This is a genomic window from Haloferax sp. ATCC BAA-644 (genome assembly GCF_000336975.1).
Classification (GTDB): domain Archaea; phylum Halobacteriota; class Halobacteria; order Halobacteriales; family Haloferacaceae; genus Haloferax; species Haloferax volcanii.
The window spans coordinates 18,325-34,665 of record NZ_AOLF01000022.1; the positions used below are offsets into that span (position 1 = coordinate 18,325).

19 protein-coding genes are annotated in these 16,341 nt (G+C 68.7%); 12 read left to right on the plus strand and 7 right to left on the minus strand.

The genetic code is table 11. The features are described 5' to 3' along the window. Positions 1-104 precede the first annotated feature (104 nt). Together C458_RS10200 and C458_RS10205 are read left to right on the plus strand one after the other, a co-directional pair. Complete coding sequence (locus tag C458_RS10200) at positions 105-1,418, plus strand: DUF92 domain-containing protein (protein WP_049896747.1); 1,314 nt, start codon at positions 105-107, stop codon at positions 1,416-1,418. Between the two features lie 34 nt (positions 1,419-1,452). Then, entirely contained in the window at positions 1,453-1,869 is a 417-nt protein-coding gene (locus tag C458_RS10205; protein ID WP_008575440.1) for a GNAT family N-acetyltransferase, read from the plus strand. Positions 1,870-1,912: 43 nt separating this feature from the next. On the opposite strand, the gene dnaG is transcribed toward C458_RS10205, so the two are convergent. Then, a complete protein-coding gene (gene dnaG, locus C458_RS10210) occupies positions 1,913-3,331 on the minus strand; it encodes a DNA primase DnaG (protein WP_008575441.1) in 1,419 nt (472 codons plus the stop codon). Between the two features lie 213 nt (positions 3,332-3,544). Continuing rightward, positions 3,545-4,294, minus strand: coding sequence for a sugar phosphate isomerase/epimerase (locus C458_RS10215; protein WP_049896804.1), 750 nt, complete (start codon positions 4,292-4,294; stop codon positions 3,545-3,547). Positions 4,295-4,511: 217 nt separating this feature from the next. On the opposite strand from C458_RS10215, the gene C458_RS10220 reads away from it, so the two are divergent. From C458_RS10220 to C458_RS10260, 9 genes are all read left to right on the plus strand, one after another. Next, the gene (locus C458_RS10220) at positions 4,512-4,727 is read left to right on the plus strand and encodes a DUF3311 domain-containing protein (protein WP_004042215.1); all 216 of its coding nucleotides are present in this window, start codon (positions 4,512-4,514) and stop codon (positions 4,725-4,727) included. Further along, entirely contained in the window at positions 4,727-6,226 is a 1,500-nt protein-coding gene (locus tag C458_RS10225) for a sodium:solute symporter (protein WP_008575444.1), read from the plus strand. Before C458_RS10220 ends, C458_RS10225 begins: the two co-directional genes overlap by 1 nt. Before the next feature lie 69 nt (positions 6,227-6,295). Then, a complete protein-coding gene (locus C458_RS10230; protein ID WP_008575447.1) occupies positions 6,296-6,580 on the plus strand; it encodes an amphi-Trp domain-containing protein in 285 nt (94 codons plus the stop codon). 75 nt (positions 6,581-6,655) lie between these two features. Beyond that, entirely contained in the window at positions 6,656-7,153 is a 498-nt protein-coding gene (locus C458_RS10235; protein ID WP_008575451.1) for a GNAT family N-acetyltransferase, read from the plus strand. Between the two features lie 116 nt (positions 7,154-7,269). Beyond that, complete coding sequence (locus C458_RS10240; RefSeq protein ID WP_008575452.1) at positions 7,270-8,067, plus strand: YqcI/YcgG family protein; 798 nt, start codon at positions 7,270-7,272, stop codon at positions 8,065-8,067. 28 nt (positions 8,068-8,095) lie between these two features. Further along, complete coding sequence (locus C458_RS10245) at positions 8,096-8,662, plus strand: cysteine hydrolase family protein (RefSeq protein ID WP_008575453.1); 567 nt, start codon at positions 8,096-8,098, stop codon at positions 8,660-8,662. An 84-nt stretch (positions 8,663-8,746) separates the two neighbouring features. Next, entirely contained in the window at positions 8,747-9,130 is a 384-nt protein-coding gene (locus tag C458_RS10250; protein WP_008575456.1) for a hypothetical protein, read from the plus strand. A gap of 114 nt (positions 9,131-9,244) precedes the next feature. Next, complete coding sequence (locus C458_RS10255) at positions 9,245-10,369, plus strand: putative sulfate/molybdate transporter (RefSeq protein WP_008575458.1); 1,125 nt, start codon at positions 9,245-9,247, stop codon at positions 10,367-10,369. Positions 10,370-10,420: 51 nt separating this feature from the next. Next, positions 10,421-11,347: a DUF6293 family protein gene (locus C458_RS10260; protein WP_008575460.1), complete on the plus strand. Its 927-nt coding sequence runs from the start codon at positions 10,421-10,423 to the stop codon at positions 11,345-11,347. A gap of 42 nt (positions 11,348-11,389) precedes the next feature. Here the strand turns inward: C458_RS10260 and C458_RS10265 are convergent, their stop codons facing one another. The 3 genes from C458_RS10265 to C458_RS10275 form a co-directional block, all read right to left on the minus strand. Beyond that, positions 11,390-12,445, minus strand: a complete 1,056-nt coding sequence (locus tag C458_RS10265) for a hypothetical protein (RefSeq protein ID WP_008575463.1) — start codon at positions 12,443-12,445, stop codon at positions 11,390-11,392. A 69-nt stretch (positions 12,446-12,514) separates the two neighbouring features. Further along, positions 12,515-13,234 (minus strand): DUF1405 domain-containing protein, encoded by a 720-nt coding sequence (locus C458_RS10270; RefSeq protein ID WP_008575465.1) that lies wholly within the window; start codon positions 13,232-13,234, stop codon positions 12,515-12,517. Positions 13,235-13,380: 146 nt separating this feature from the next. Beyond that, positions 13,381-13,578 carry a hypothetical protein gene (locus tag C458_RS10275; protein WP_049896749.1) on the minus strand — a complete coding sequence of 66 codons (198 nt, stop codon included), beginning with the start codon at positions 13,576-13,578 and terminating at the stop codon, positions 13,381-13,383. A 205-nt stretch (positions 13,579-13,783) separates the two neighbouring features. On the opposite strand from C458_RS10275, the gene pdxS reads away from it, so the two are divergent. Then, the gene (pdxS, locus tag C458_RS10280) at positions 13,784-14,692 is read left to right on the plus strand and encodes a pyridoxal 5'-phosphate synthase lyase subunit PdxS (protein WP_008575467.1); all 909 of its coding nucleotides are present in this window, start codon (positions 13,784-13,786) and stop codon (positions 14,690-14,692) included. A gap of 79 nt (positions 14,693-14,771) precedes the next feature. Here pdxS and C458_RS10285 read toward each other — a convergent pair whose 3' ends face one another. Continuing rightward, entirely contained in the window at positions 14,772-15,275 is a 504-nt protein-coding gene (locus C458_RS10285) for a universal stress protein (RefSeq protein ID WP_008575469.1), read from the minus strand. Positions 15,276-15,407: 132 nt separating this feature from the next. Continuing rightward, positions 15,408-16,289: a homoserine kinase gene (locus C458_RS10290; RefSeq protein ID WP_008575470.1), complete on the minus strand. Its 882-nt coding sequence runs from the start codon at positions 16,287-16,289 to the stop codon at positions 15,408-15,410. Between the last annotated feature and the right edge of the window lie 52 nt (positions 16,290-16,341).

A 16,341-nucleotide genomic window follows, 5' to 3' on the forward strand; every position in this document is an offset into this window, starting at 1 on the left:
TCGACCCGAGATTCGACCCGGCCGACGCCGGCTCGCAGACCCGCGGTTGGGCGGTCGTCGGTGATGTCGGGAGGGTTAAGTGCGCGTCGGGGATACCGAATGGTGTGACTTCCACGGTACGGCGAGCGGGCGGGTTCGCGGTTGTCGGGACGTTGGCCCTCGCGGCCCCCGGTCTCGGCGCGGCCGCGTTCGCGCCCTTCGCCGCAGTCGCGCTCTTGGCGGCGTTCGTCGTCGACGACGGCCCGCTGTTCGAGCTGTTCGCGCGCCCCGGCGACCGGCAGGACGGCCGGCTCAACGGGCTCGCCGGGTTCGCGCTGGCCGCGACCGGCCTCGCCCTCTTGGCGACGGTCCCGCGCGTCACGATGCCGCTTTCGGTGTTCGCCGCCGCGGTGTTGCTACTCGCCTACGGCAACCTCGGCGCGCGACTGGTGGATTCGAGAACGTCCGACGAGTCGCTTCGCGCGGCGGGCTTCGTCGCGGCCGCGGTCCTCGCCGGCACGGCGGGACAGGCGGCCATCGCGTCGCTGACGGGGGACGCGGTGCTCTTCGCCCGATTCATCCTGCTCGCGGCCGTCGGCGGCCTCGTCGGCGCGGTGCTCCGGACGGTCCTCTACGAGCGCGACGACCCGCTCGTCATGCTCTCTATCGGCCTCGTCCTCTGGGGCGTCGAGGTGCTCGCGGGGCCGGTGTCACCGACGCAGACCGCGGTCGCGCTCGGCCTCACGGTCGCGCTCGGCTACGCGGCCTACGCCCTCGGGACGGCCTCCGTCGCCGGCATGATAACCGGCGTGCTCCTCCTCCTCTTCGCGGTCGTCTTCGGCGGTTTCGGCTGGGCGCTCGTGCTCGTCTCCTTCTTCGGCGTCGGCGCGCTCGCCACCAAGTTCCGGTACGACAGCAAGGCCGAACGCGGCGTCGCCGAGGGCAACGACGGCGCTCGCGGCACCGGCAACGTCCTCGGCAACTCGGGCGTCTCGCTCGTCTCCGTCGTCGGCTACGCCGCGGCGCAAACCCTCGGCTACCCCTTCGTCAGCGACCTGCTCGTCCTCGCGTTCGCCGGGTCGGCCGCCGCCGCGATGAGCGATACCCTCTCCAGCGAAATCGGCGGGCTGTTCGACCAGCCGCGGCTCATCACCTCGCTCAAGCCCGTCCCGGCGGGGACCGACGGCGCGGTGACGTGGCAGGGCGAGGTCGCCGGCGCGGTGGGCGCTGCCTTCGTGGCCGGCGTGAGTGTGCTGGTGCTCCCCATCCCGGCTCAGACGGCCGCCATCGCGATTCTCGCCGGCGGCCTCGTCGGCATGACCGTCGATAGCCTCCTCGGCGCGACGGTCGAAGGGGCCGGCCTCGGCAATCAGGCGGTCAACTTCCTCGCCACGTTCGCCGGCGCGCTGGGCGCGGTCATCGTCTGGATTCCGCTGTGACGGGGGACTCGGCCGTGACGGGGGCGGCGCCGACGTGACGGGCGTTCGACCCGCCCGCGACACCGACCTGCCGGCCGTCGAGTCGCTCCAGCGACTCGTCTCCCATCCGTCGCCCGACCTCTTGGACGCATGGCCCGCCGTCGGCACGCTGCTCGTCGCCGTCGACGCCGACGACCGGCCGGTCGGCTACCTGCTCGGCGTCGGCGCGCATCTGACCGAACTCGCCGTCTCGCCGGACCACCGGCGCGAAGGCCGCGCCACCGCGCTCGTGGAAGCCTTCCGCGACGCGCACCGCTCGGGCGCTGACGCGGCTGACGCGCCGCTCACGTTGCTGGTCCATCCGGAGAACGACGGCGCGCGCGCCTGCTACGAAGCACTCGGGTTCCGGCGGGACGCCCGGATTCCCGACGCGTTCGACGGCGACGACGGGCTTCGGCTCGTCCTCGATTGACCGGGGTCGGCCGTCTCGGGCGGCGTCGGGCCGCGTTCCGTCCTCAGTCGAGGAGCTGGTCCGCGGTTCTGACGCGGACGCTGACGGGCTTTTTGACGTACTCGCCGGCCGAGCGCGCCACGACGTGCCCGATGCCGCGCTGGGCTGCGATGTCGACGAGTTTCTGACTCGCCTCGCCGTCGACGACGACGATTGCCGGGGCGGGGTCGGCGTACTCGACGGCGTCGTAGACCTTCTCGACCGCGACCTCGTCGTCGATGTCGAGGCCGTCGTTCAGGAGGCGTGCCATGCCGCTCTCGTCGGCGATGACCGCCTGTACGTGGTCGGTGAGCGAGGGTCGCTCGTCGGCGGGGCCGACCGCCTCGGCGACGGCTTCGACCTCGGAGCCGGTGTGCGTCTCCGAGTCGGCGGCGTCGCCGTCGGCCGCCGCGTTCTCGCTCGCGGCGTCCGCGGGCCGCTCGACCGCGACAGCGCCACCGTTACCGCCCTCGGCGGTGGGGTCGGTGACTGCGTCGGCCGACCCGTTGATGGGGCCGTCTGCGGGTGGAGTCGACGACGCCTCAGTCGTCGGCGACTCCGTGTGAGGGTCCGTCGGGGCCTCCCCCGCCCCCGTCCCGTTGGCGGCGGCGACGGCGGCCCGGAAGTCCCCGTCGCCGTCGTCCGGAAGCGACGAGAGCGCGACCTTGTTCCGGAGGGCGCGGACGACCGACGCGCGGTCGAGGTCCTCGACCGACCGGCCGTCGGGCGCGAACGCGACGTAATCAACGTCGCCGACCTGCGAGAGTTCCCGCAGGATGAGTTCGCCGCCGCGGTCGCCGTCGAGGAACGCCGTGACGGTCCGCTCTTGGGTGAGGCCGGCGACCGCGTCGGGGACGTTCGTCCCCTCGACGGCGACGGCGTTTTTGATGCCGTAGCGGAGGAGGGTGAGCACGTCGGCGCGCCCCTCGACGACGATGATGGCGTCGGAATCGTCGACGCGGGGGCCCGCCGGGAGGCCCTGGTACTCGGTGATATCCTCGACGCGGACGCTCTCTTTGACCGCTTCGAGGATTTCCGTCGAAGACATCACGGTGTCGTCGAACGACTCCGCGAGCAGTTCCTTGGCGCGCTCGACGACCATCCGGCGCTTGGCCTCGCGCACGTCCTCGATGTTCGTGACCTCGATGACGGCCTGGCAGGGACCGACGCGGGTCAGCGTCTCCAGCGAGGCCGCGAGGATGGCCGTCTCGGCCTTGTCGAGGCTGCTGGCGATGGTCATCTGGCCGAACGAGTGGCCGTTTTCCGAGTCTATCTGTACGTCTATCCGACCGACCTTGGAGGACTGTTGGAGGTCGCGGAGGTCGAGTTCGTCGCCGAGGAGGCCCTCGGTCTGCCCGAAGACGGCCCCGACGACGTCGCTCCGTTCGACGACCCCGTCGGCGGAGATGGAAGCGTGAATGAGATATTTTGAAGTGTCGTCCATTGGTGAAGTCACCCCGCTGGGGGTGGTGCTGTGATGATTGTGATGGCGTCATGGGCGGAACCCACGAACGTCATTATATAAGTTGCGCCCGAGGGAAATATCTATCGTGGCCGACGGTTCGAACGTCAGTTAGTCGTTCGTCTCGTCCCCGAAATCCGCTCTCTCGCCGGCGAATCCCCGCGTTCCGTCCGCCGCCGCCGACCGCCCGATTCGTTACGCCTCCTCGTCGGTTCGGCGCGCCGCGACGAACTCGCCGGCGTCCCGGCAGAACGCCGCGGGCTCGTCGGGGAAGTCGTGTTCGACGACGGCCCACTCGACGGGGGTGTCGCCGGCGGCCGCGAGACAGCGGTCGATGTCCAGTTCGCCCTCGCCGAGCGATACGGGTCGCCCGCCGCGTTTCGCGTCGGCGTCGAGTACCACGTCTTTCAGGTGGACGACCGGGGTTCGGTCGGCGTAGCGGTCGATGTACGCGACGGGGTCGTAGCCGGCGGCGAGAATCCACGCGAGGTCGAGTTCGAAGCCGATTCCCGACTCCTCGGCGAGCCGGTCGAGCGCGGGTTCGCCCTCGACCGTGACGAGTTCGTGGTCGTGGTTGTGGTAGAGCAGTCTGACGCCTCGGTCGTCGCACTTCGCGGTCAGGTCGTCCAGCCGGTGTGCGGTCTCGTCGACCGCGTCGGCGTCGGCGAACGCCTCGGGCGGCAGGTACGGCACCACGAGCGTCTCGACGCCGAGCGCGCCGTAGCGCTCGCAGACGGCGTCGAGGTCGGTTTCGAGGTCTTCGATGGGGACGTGGGCGGCGGGTGCGCCGACCCCGGTGTCGTCGAGGGCCGCGCGGACCGCCGCCGCGTCGTCGACGCCCGCGAACTCCACGCCGTCGAAGCCGGCGTCCGCGGCCCGGCGCACGAGCGCCGCGGTCGACTCGTCGAGGTCTCGAAGCGAGTAGAGCTGGATGCCGAAGTTCATGTGCGTTCGCTCGTCCGCGCCGCTGGAAACTGTTTCGGCGCTCGGTCCGTCGTGGCCGACCGCCGGGACCGCCGCTCCGCCACCCGCGACGCGACCGCGACACGGAGAGAACACTGTCGTTCGACACCCGGCGTTGAAGAAAATAGTTCTTCAATCAGGGGCAACGTAGGTCGATAGAGTAAGATTTACGCATCATTATCGATTATCGTTCCTACGAATGACGCGAGTGCGTATCGACTACCGCTGGGTTGCCGTCTTCGCAATCCTCGTGACGTTCGCCGTTCCGTGGTTCCTCTGGGGCGACAGCCGGGTCTTTGCCGGTCTGCCGCTGTGGCTCTGGTGGCACATCGGCTGGATGGGGCTGACCGCCGTCGTCTTCCACCTGTTCACCCGGACGGCGTGGGACCGCGGCATCGTCGGGGAGGGTCGCTGATGGTCTCGGCGCTCGGTATCCAACTCGGCGTCGTCGGCGCGTACCTCGTGGTCGCGCTCGCGGTCGGCCTCCTCGCCTACCGCCTGACCAGCCGCGACGCGGAGGACTACTACCTCGCCGGTCGCTCCATCGGGACCGTCGTCCTCCTGTTTACGACGTTTGCGACGCTGCTCTCGGCCTTCACGTTCTTCGGCGGCCCCGACCTCGCCTACCGCGCCGGCCCCGAATGGATTCTCGTGATGGGTGCTATGGACGGCGTGCTGTTCGCCATCCTCTGGTACGTCATCGGCTACAAGCAGTGGCTCGTCGGCCGCGCCCACGGCTACGTCACCCTCGGCGAGATGCTCGGTGACCGCTTCGGCTCGACCCGCCTGCGCGCCGTCGTCGCCGGCATCAGCCTGTTTTGGCTGTTCCCGTACGTGATGCTCCAGCAGATGGGCGCGGGCGAGGCCATCGTCGGCCTGACGAACGGGATGGTTCCCTACTGGGCCGGCGCGGCCGGTATCACCGTGTTCATGATTGCCTACGTCGTCATCGCGGGCCTCCGCGGGGTCGCGTGGACCGACACCCTCCAAGGGCTGTTCATGCTCGGCGTCGTCTGGATTGCGGTCGGCTGGGTCGCCGCCGCGGCCGGCGGCCCCACGGCGCTGTCGAACGCCCTCGCGACCAACAAACCCGAGTTCCTCGCCCTCGGTGGCGGCCTCTACTCGCCGCAGTACATCGTCTCGTCGGCCGTCACCATCGCCTTCGGCGTGGCGATGTTCCCGCAGATAAACCAGCGCTTCTTCGTCGCCAAGTCGGGCGCGGTCCTCAAGCGCTCGTTCGCCCTATGGCCCGTCCTCGTCGTCCTGCTGTTCGTGCCCGCGTTCATCCTCGGTACGTGGGCCGCCGGCCTCGGCGTCGCCGTCCCCGAGGGCGCGAACGTCCTCCCGGTGCTCCTCAACGAGTACACGCCGGTGTGGTTCGCCGCGCTCGTCGTCGCCGGCGCGATGGCCGCGATGATGTCGTCGTCGGACTCGATGCTCCTCTCGGGGTCGTCGTACTTCACCCGCGACCTCTACCGGCCGTTCGTCAACCCCGACGCGAGCGACGCCCGCGAGGCGTGGCTGGCCCGCATCGGCGTCGCCCTGTTCGCTACGCTCACCTTCGTCGCCAGCCTGTTCCGGCCCGGCACGCTCGTCTCCGTCGGTGACACCGCCTTCGGCGGGTTCGCCCAGATGGCCCTGCCAGTCATCGTCGCGCTCTACTGGGCGAAGACGACCCGGACGGGCATGTTCGCCGGCATCCTCGGCTCGCAGGCGTTCTACCTCGCGCACGTGTTCGTCCCCGCGGTCGAAGTCGGCTCCGTGACGCTGTTCGGCGCGACCTACCTGACGTGGGACTACGCCCTCTGGGGGATGGCGCTGTCGGCGCTTCTGACCGTCGGCGTCTCCGCGATGACCGCCGCCGCGCCCGAGGAGAACCAGTCCCGATTCACCGACGGCCTCCGGGCCGACTGACGCCGGGTCGCGCCGGTCCGCGCTGCTCCGCAACGAACCTTATCTTCCTGCGCGAGTAACCTCCACTCCATGCCCGAAGAAGTGCTGTTCGAGTCCGAGAACCGACAGGCCCGCGCCGAAATCGCGTCGTACCTCCGCACCGTCGCCGACAAACTCGACGCGGGCGAGCCGATTACGCTGAAAGCCGGCGACCAGACGGTCACGATGGAACCGCCCGCGTCACCGACGTTCGAGGTGAAAGCCGAACGCGAGGGCCCCGCCGGCGGCCCCTACGAACTGAGCATCGAGTTCGAACTGGAGTGGGACGAGGGCGCGAGCGACGACGCCGACGTGGGCGGCCTCGAAATCGAGTGAGGCGGTCGACACCCGCCCCCGGCAACCGCCAAATATAGTTACTCTTTTGACACCGCCGCGAGTCGTCGGTGACCCATGGGAATTCGACCGCTTCAGGCCGACGAGGTGGACGCGCTGGTGGACGACCTGTGGCTCCCGTTCGCCGCGGAGATGGGCGAGGTCGACGACTACGACGCGCTGGCCGAGGACGTTGACGCCCGCGCCGAGGCGCTCGACTACCGGGCCGAGCAGGTGGATGACGAGGGCGTTCAGACGTTCGTCGCCGTCGCGGACGCGGGTGCGAAGGCCGACGCCATCGACGACCTCCGTGGCTACGTCACCGTCACCGCGTCCGAGTCGCCGCCGGTGTTCGCCCGCGGGTCGGTCGCCAAGGTGAAAGACCTCTACGTCGCGCCCCCGGCGCGGGGCGAGGGCGTCGGCACGGAACTCCTCGAACGGGCCCACGAGTGGGGCCGCGACCGCGGGTGCGAGCGGGCCGCGCTGAGCGTCCACGCCGACAACGACGCCGCCCGGTCGTGTTACGAGTCGATGGGGTACGAGACGCGGTACCTGAAACTCGACCGCACGCTGTGAGGGCGGGACTGACGGCCGCGCCGCGAGCGGAGCGGCGGGTCGTCACCCGCCGCTCCGAGGGTCGTGTTCGCCCCGCGAACCCGAACCCTCAAAGCCGCCGAATCCAATTAGCGCGCATGAACGAGTCGGGTCACCAAGTGCTCATGGAGCAGGACGTGCTCCGCCGCCGCCTCGACGACGGCGACCTCCCCGACTGGGCGAGAAAGCACTACGAGACGTTCCGCGAGACGATGCTCGGCGACCGCGACGGCGCGCCGTTCCCGTGTTACTTCGGCATCGAGTCGGAGCGAAACGGCGACGCCCTCTACACCTTCGTGGATTCGATGACCGACAAGGACGCGCTGTTGGCGCTCCGCGACACGCTCCTCGAATACCTCGACGTGTACCCGGACTACTCCGAGGCGTGCTCGCTCGTCACGTTCTTCAAGCCGCCGGCGGCGGACCTCACCGAGGCCGACTACCACGAGCGCCTCTGGCACGTCCTCCAGTTCCTCCACGTCAACGACCCGGAGCCGTGGCCCGCGGACATCCCGACCGACCCCGACGACCCGACGTGGGAGTTCTCCTTCGGCGGCGAGCCGATGTTCCCGACCACCCGCGCGCCGTTCTACGACGAGCGAATCAGTCGCTACTGCCCGTGGGGCCTCGAAATCACCTTCCAGCCCCGCGCGCTGTTCGACGGCATCACCGCCGACACCGAGGCCGGCCAGCAGGCCCGCGCGGTCATCCAGAACCGCATCGAGGAGTACGACGGCGTCTGCCCCCACGCCGACCTCGGCGACTGGGGCGTCGAGGGCGACCGCGAGTGGCCGCAGTACATGTTCTCCGCCGACGAGTCGCAAGCCCCCGACGAGTGCCCGATTCGCATCACCCGCGAGCACCCGAAGGTGCCGACGGCCCCGGCGGACGACTGATGGCGGGGACCGCTCCGAGGGCCGGCCGATGACCGCTTCCGACCTCCCCGACGACGCCGTCCTCGTCTGCATCGACATGCAGGTCGGCTTCGACGACCCCGCCTGGGGCGACCGCAACAACCCCGAGATGGAGGCGCGCGTCGCCGACCTGCTGGCGTCGTGGCGCACGGCCGACCGCCCTGTCGTCCACGTCCGCCACGACTCCGCCGAACCCGACTCGCCGCTCCGGAGCGACGGCGAGGGGTTCGCGTGGAAGCCCGAGGCCGAACCCGCCGACGGCGAACCGGCGTTCACGAAGCGCGTCAACAGCGGCTTCATCGGGACCGACCTCGAAGCGTGGCTCCGCGAGCGCGACCACTCGACGCTCGTCGTCTGCGGTCTCACGACCGACCACTGCGTCTCGACGACGACCCGGATGGCCGAGAACCTCGGCTTCGACGTGTACCTCCTCGCGGACGCGACCGCGACGTTCGACCGCGAGGGCCACGACGGCGAGCGCTTTTCGGCCGACGAGATGCACCGCACCGCGCTGGCGCACCTGAACCGGGAGTTCGCGACAGTCGTCGATTCGACCGACCTGTCGACGACGCGGTGAGCGGCTGGCGGCTCCGGCGGGCTTGCCGCCGGTCGGCCGCAGAGCTGTGGCTAGTTTTACATCTCCGCGCCGAGACCGGCGCACATGGACCGCCGATTCCTCGCCGTCGTCGGGGTGTTCGACCTACTCATCGCGGGCGGCCTCGCGCTTCTCGGCGTGCTCGCGCACCCGCTTTCGTTCGCCCGGGTCGCGCTGTTCGCGGCCGCCGGCGTGCTATTGGTCGTCTCGGGACTCCGCGAATCGGTCGCTCTTGGGTCGACGACCCTCGGATGGCACGTCGTCGCGGGCGCGGGTTACGTCTGCTTCGGGTTGGCAATACTCGTGAACGGCCTCTCGTCCGTCCTCGACGCCCGCGGCGACGCCCTCTTCGGTGGAGTGTCCGCACTCTTGCTCGCCCCCGTGATGCTGTTCATGGGCGTCGATTACCTCCGCGGCGGCGTCCACTTCGACCTCTCGACGTTCGAGTGAGCGCAGGATTCGGCCGCGGATGTGCGTAACCTAATTCGGTTTCTTCCACCGACGACAGTTTGGGCTGGCGATTACGCAAATGCATTTCCCCGTCGACGCGGAATCCCCATCTCGATGGGCGTTTCCTTCCCGTACGGCGACGAACTCGCGGTGGACTTCGAGTGGCACGAGTTCACCGGCGCGGTCGGAGATTCGGTTACGGTCCTCCCCATCGTCGTCGCCGTCGCCCACCTGACCGACCTCTCGCTGGCCGTCGTGCTCGTCTGGTTCGGCGTGTTTCAGGTCGTCTGGGGACTGTACTACGCGGCCCCGCTGTCGGTCGAACCGATGAAGGCGCTGGCCGCGCTCGTCCTCGCGGAGACGGTCACGACCGGCGAAGCGCTCCTCGCCGGGTTCGGCCTCGGCGTCGTTCTCCTCGCCATCGGTCGCACCCGCTCGCTCGGGCGCGTGAGTCGCTACATCGGCGCACCGGTCGTCCGCGGCGTCCAGTTCGGCGTCGCGCTCGTCCTCCTCTCGACCGGCCTCGAACTCGGCGCGGGCGACCTCCCGCTCGCCGGCCTCGCGGTCGCCGTCGCCGTCGTCGCCCTCCTCACCAGACGCTCGAACGTGAGCGCCCTCGCCGTCCTCGCGGTCGGCGGCGCGGTCGCTTTTTCCGACGTGGGCCAGCTGTCGCTCGCCGTCCCGTCGGTCCGCGACGCCGGTTTGTTCTCGCTCGACAACCTCTCGTTTGCCGTCGCTGAGGCCGCGGTCGCCCAGTTGGCGATGACCGTCGGCAACGCCGCGCTCGCCACGTCGGTCCTGCTCGCGGACTACTTCGACCGCGACGTTTCGGCCGACGAACTCGCCACCAGCATGGGCGCGATGAACCTTCTTGCGGTCCCTCTCGGCGGGTTTCCGATGTGCCACGGCAGCGGCGGCGTCGCCGGCAAGTACGCCTTCGGCGCGCGGACCGCCGGCGCGAACGTGATTCTCGGCGTCGGCTACGTCGTCGTCGCCCTGTTCGCCGCGGACGTGGTCGCCGCCTACCCGGTCGCCATGCTCGGCGTCATCCTCGCGATTATCGGCCTGCAACTGGCGCGGACGAGTCTGACCAGTCTCTCCCGCGCGGACGGCTACCCCCTCGTGGTCGCCATCGGCGTCGTCGGCGTCGCGGTGAACCTCGGCGTCGCGTTCGTCGGCGGCGTGGTCGCGTGGCTGGCGTGGGAGCGGTGGGGTCGCGCGGTGTGGGACGGTGCGTGACGGTCGGGTCAGTTGGTCGGATTCATAACCAACCCCGCACACGTACCACGTATGCAGACCCACATCGTTCCCGTCGGCTTCGACTACGACCGACTCATCGCGCCGCTCATCCGCGATCAGTTGGACGTGGACCGCGTCATCCTCCTCGAAGGGGCCGTCGGGAGCGAGGCGAACGTCGAGTACTCGCGGAACCTCTCGGGAAAGCTCGAACAGGACTTCGAGAACCTCCTCGGCGCGGAGACCGAACGCGTCATCGTCGACGACGTGTACGACTACGACGCGGCGTTCGAGCAGGCGTACGACCTCATCAACGCCGAACTCGACGCCGACGACGAACTCCGCGGCGACGACGACGAACCCGGCGAGGTGTGGGTCAACGTGAGCGCGATGCCCCGGCCGGTCTCCTTTGCCTTCGCCACCGCCGCCCACTCCATCATGGTCGAGCGACAGGCCGATCGCGAGCGCATCCACACGTACTACACGGCCCCCGAGAAGTACCTCGAAACCGAACTCGCAGAGGAGCTGCGGACCGAGCGCGCCCTTCTCCAGGACCTCCTCGAATCGGGCGAAATCGACGCCGACCGCATCCGCGAGCGCCTCGACGCCACCTCCGACCTGCTGTCGGAGTTCGACGAGCGCGGGACGACCATCGGCGCGAAGCAGATAGACGGCCGCCACATCGTCGAACTCCCGGTGGCCTCCTTCTCCAACGTCAAGCCGTTCGAGGAGGTCATCCTGTTCAAACTCGGTGAACACGGCGAGTTCGGCTCGGTCTCCGAACTCGCGGAGGCGCTCGCCCGCGAGATGAACGAGGAGTACACCGACTCCTTCCGGTCGAAGGTCATCTACAACGTCGACCGCCTCGGCCCCGGCGGCAAGGGCTACATCGAACAGGAAGAACGCGGGAAGTCCTACCGGACGCGCCTCTCCCGCATCGGTGAACTGTGGGTCCGCGCCCACGCCGACAGCGACGAGTAGGCGGCGGGCGGTCGTCGTTTTTTCTCCGGCCGAGTCGCGGTGTCAGAACTCCAGCCCGGACGGGTCAGCCGACGGTACGAGCGGACTCGTCGGCAGGTCCGCCGGCGGGTCGGGGAGGTTGTACTCGCGGGGGGCCACGTCGTTCGGGCCGTCGGGATAGAACACCGATGCGAGCAGTTGGATGTGGTCGCGGCCCGCGTCGAGTTCGAACTGGCCGCCGCCGTACAGCGACATCCCGCGCTCGTCGGCGTACTCGATGGTGTCGAACAGCGACTCGACCGTGCCGAACCGCGAGGGCTTGACGTTCAGCCACGACGGCTCGAACGGGAGGCGCTCGACGGATTCGACGCCGGTAATCGGGGCGTCCCACGAGACGCGACCCTCGTGGCCGTCGAACAGCGGGCGCGTCTCGTCGGTGAACGCCGGGTCCTCGACGACCGCATCGGGGAACCCCGACAGGATGCGCTCGTACAGTTCCGGGTCTGGGGCTTGGTCCACGTCGGTCCCCTCGTAGAAGCCTTTGAGGTCGAGGATGCGGACGCGGTCGTGGGCGGCGAGCGATGCCACGAGCTCATCGTCCCAGTCAGTTGTCGGGTCGAGTTTGAACTCGCAGTCGGGGTCGCGGTCGAGGAGCAGTTCGACGCGGTCGGCCGACGGCGGGTTGCCGAGGCGGGTGCTCGCCACGAACCGAACCGGGTCGCGCTCGCGGTCGACGGCGGACGCGAGGTCGGTGTCGGCCTGCCGGAGCGCGAGGTCGAGGCCGGCGGATTCGAGCGCCCAGCGCCGGTAGTGTTCGGCCGTCTCGCGCTCGGGGGCTTTCGTCGGAAACAGGTCCACGCCGTCGAGCGCCGCGGAGAAGGCGGCGAAGGAATCGTAGCTCCCGACGAGGTCGAAAGCGTCTTCGGGGGCGTCCGCGAGAGCGTCGTGGTCTTCCGTGTCGTAGGTCACGTCCTCGCCGCGGCCGACCGCGCCGTCGCCGGCGAGCGAGAACACCGTCGTCTTGCGGAGAAAGCCGCTCGACGTGTCGCTCTCGAAGCGGTCGCGGGAGACGGACTCGACGGTCACCGGCAGGTCGGCCACGCGGTCGAAGAGGCGCATAGCTCGTCGGTTAGGGGCGGCGGGACAAAAGGCTACGTCCGAGTCAGTCGGTAGCGCGTCGGTTCCCGGTCAGTCGATGCCGCCCCGTTCGAGCTTTGCGACACGCGTCGCGAGCGCGAGGAACGTCGCCGCGACGGTTAGGAGGACCGCGCCCGCCGCGGCGTACTCGTGGGCGGGCGAGACGTGCTGGACGACGCCGTCGACGACCGGCTCGGCCGGGATGAGCGTGTGGTGCGGCGTGCCCACGATGGGAACGAAGTAGTCCACGAGGTCGTTGAGGGCGTACCAGCCGACCGCGACGAGGACGGCGAGAGACGGGAACTCGGCGTACCGCTGGATGAGGAAGGCCTCGACGACCATGGCGAGGTGACTCCAAAAGAGGAAGTTGTACATCGGCCAGTGGAGGTACGAGAAGTCGCTTTTGAAGGCGAGGAGGACGTACGGCGTCCACAGGCCGAGTTTGAGACAACCGAAGAAGGCGAGGGCGTTGACGTACTCGTTCGAGCGCCCGAGTTTCCAGAGCGCGAGCGACAGCGCGATGAACAGCGTGGCGACGGGGCTGTCGGGGACGAGCGGCCACATCACGACCGGTTCGATGCTGAACTGGTAGCCGTAGTACCAGAAGCCGAAGGCGGTCCCGACGAGGTTGATGACGACCACGAGCCACGCGACGTTGAGACCGAAGTTCTCCAGCCACTCCGGCAGGGGTGCGAGCCACCGCGGCAGGTCGGTCCCCGTCGGGAGGCCGTCGTCGTCGAACAGTCGGCGCAGTCGGGTCACCGCGTCCATACCCACGCCGAAGCGGGGGGATGCAAAAGTGATGCCGGTCTCGGTGACTGCGGCCGGTGTCGGCGGGCGGGGATTACGCCCGCGGCGCTGTTGAAGTCCTCAGTCGCTGATAGTTGGTTGAGTCCGTGCTGAATACAGGGCGCGCATCACTCAGAAGATCCTCGATATGATTGGTACGCAATTCCAACAAAGACGAGCATCAGCGCACCCACGATGAGTAGGACTGGGTTTATGCTGACACCAACAATGCTCGCAGTAACAGCCAACAGGAACGCAATAGTATAGATAATCACCGCCATCGACCCAGTCTCAGAAACGGTGTTCAGAAAATCTTCAGAGTTCATTCTCTCACTCTTTAAACCCAGTTGACAAAAACATGCTGATAAATTCACCCCTCTGAGTGTTGCACGCAACATCTGTCAAAAGCTGAGTAGTTCAACAGAATCACGACACCCCGACCCGCCCACCGCGAAACACGACCTGTGCGGAATGCGAACGGTTGGCGGGCGGAAGCGACCGCTTAAGTGAACCCAGTCGCAAGCGACCGATATGCCAGAGGAGACCGACCTGGAGGAGCTTCGGCGCGGGACCGAACTCGTCAAGCGCGGGTTCGCCCAGATGCAGAAGGGCGGCGTCATCATGGACGTCGTAAACGCAGAGCAAGCGAAAATCGCGGAAGAGGCCGGCGCGGTCGCCGTCATGGCGCTCGAAGCCGTCCCGGCGGACATCCGCAAGCGCGGCGGGGTCTCCCGGATGGCCGACCCCGAGACGGTCACGGAGATTATCGACGCCGTCTCCATCCCGGTGATGGGCAAGGCCCGCATCGGCCACTACACCGAGGCGCAGATTCTCGAGTCCATCGGCGTCGACATGATAGACGAAAGCGAGGTTCTCACCCCCGCGGACAACGACTACCACATCGACAAGCGCGAGTTCACCTCGCCGTTCGTCTGCGGCGCGCGTAACCTCCCCGAGGCGCTCCGTCGCATCAACGAGGGCGCGGCGATGATTCGCACCAAGGGCGAGGCCGGCACGGGCGACGTGAACCAGGCCGTCACCCACCAGCGCACCATCAAACACCAGATTCGGTCGCTGACCGGCCTCAACTTCGACGAGCGCGAGAAGTGGGCCCGCGAGCACGAAGCGCCCGCCGAACTCGTCCACGAGACGGCGGAGATGGGTCGCCTGCCGGTCGTCAACTTCGCGGCCGGCGGCATCGCCACGCCCGCCGACGCCGCGCTCATGATGTACCACGAGTGCGACGGCATCTTCGTCGGCTCCGGCATCTTCGGCGCGGAGGACCCCGAACAGATGGGCGAGGCCATCGTCGAGGCCGTCAACAACTGGGACGACCCGGACACGCTCGCCGACATCGCCGCCGGCATCGGCAAGGGCATGAAGGGCGAGGCGAACGTCGGCATGGCCGACGAGGACAAACTTCAGGGCCGCGGCGTCTAACGCGGCGATATCCGGCGGCCGCCGACTGACTCACCGCCTCGGTTTTCGATTCGACTTTTGTCTCGGTACGCCGCCTGCTTCAGGCGAGGAGTCTCGACTTCCCCTTTTCGTTCCCCTTCGCGTCGTCGGACGACGCCTCGCCGAGGAGGACGGTGACCGGGCCGTCGAAGTTGAGCATGACCGACTGCGTCATGTCCCGGGAGATGAGCTTTCCGGCGGGCGAGCGGCGGCGACCGGCGATAAAGAGGTGGTCACAGCCTTCCCAGCGGGCCGTCTCTAAGATGGTGTCGGCCTCGGGGCCGATGTCCGCGACGATGCGGTAGTCGAGGTCCAGCCCCTCGAACGCCTCGCGGGCGACGCCCTTGGCGCGGCGGGTGGCCGATTCGATAGCCTGGTCGATGCCGTACACCACGTCCGAGGAGCCGACGCTGGCGAGCGCCGAGCGGGTCCGCTCGAACTCCTCGTCCGGGAGAACCGTGAGGACGACGAGTTCAGCGCCGCTGCCGGCGGCGAGTTCGCCTGCCTCGCGGAGGATTCGCTGCGACCGTTCTTCGGGGGAGACGACGACGAGTGCTCGGTCCATATTCAAATATATCGCGATAGTGAGAAAAGTCTTCTCGGAATCGTGTTACCACCGGCCGCGACAACGCGTTACAGTGACTCAGACGCGAGAAAAGGCGAGATACGAGTGTGCGAGTGGTTCTCTCTGTACCACTCAGTATTCGAATACTTCGGCCCCGCGACCGACCCGCGTCTTGTAGGCGCGGGCGGCCACGTCGGCCTCGTCGAACGCTTCGAGCATCGCGCCGGCGACGCGGGTGCGGTCGGCGGCTTGGCAGACGCCGAGGACCGACGGGCCGGCACCGGAGACGGTGACGCCGGACGCGCCCGCGTCGAGGGCGGCCTCGCGGACTTCGTGGTAGCCGTTGATGAGTTCCGCCCGCGCGGGCGTGACGACGCGGTCGTCCATCCCCGCGCCGACGAGGTCGGCGTCGCGGCGGCACATCCCGACCGCGAGGGTCGCCGCCCGGCCGACCGTGTGGACCATGTCCTCGATGCTGGCGTCGCTCGGGACGACGCGGCGGGCGTCGCGGGTCGAGACGGCGATTTCGGGGAGGCAGGCGACGAGCGGGATGTCGGCGTCGACGGTCGTGACGCCCTCGTCGGTCGCGACGGTGAAGCCGCCGAGGAGCGCGGGCGCGACGTTGTCGGCGTGGGCCTCGCCGGAGACGACGGCCTCGCCCTCGGCGGCGACGGGGACGAGTTCCTCCCGGGAGAGGCCGCGGTCGTACAGTTCGTTCAGCGCGACCGCGGCGGCGGCCGAGCTCGCCGCCGACGACCCGAGGCCGGACGACGGGCGGACGCCCTTGTCGATGCGGATGTGCGCGGGGGCGTCGAGCGCCTCCGCGACCGCGCCGACGACGTTCCGGTCGGGGTCGGTCGGGATGTACTGGCTGCCGACGCCGGTCACTTCGATTGTTGTCCGGTCCGCCCGTTCGACGTGCACGATGTCGGCGGGGCGGTCGAGAGCCACGCCGAAGACATCGAACCCACTTCCGAGGTTGGCGCTCGTGGCGGGTGCGCGGACCGTAACCATGCCCCGCTGTTGCCTTATCGCAGATAAAAATGTGGCGAACGTCGCAACCGAC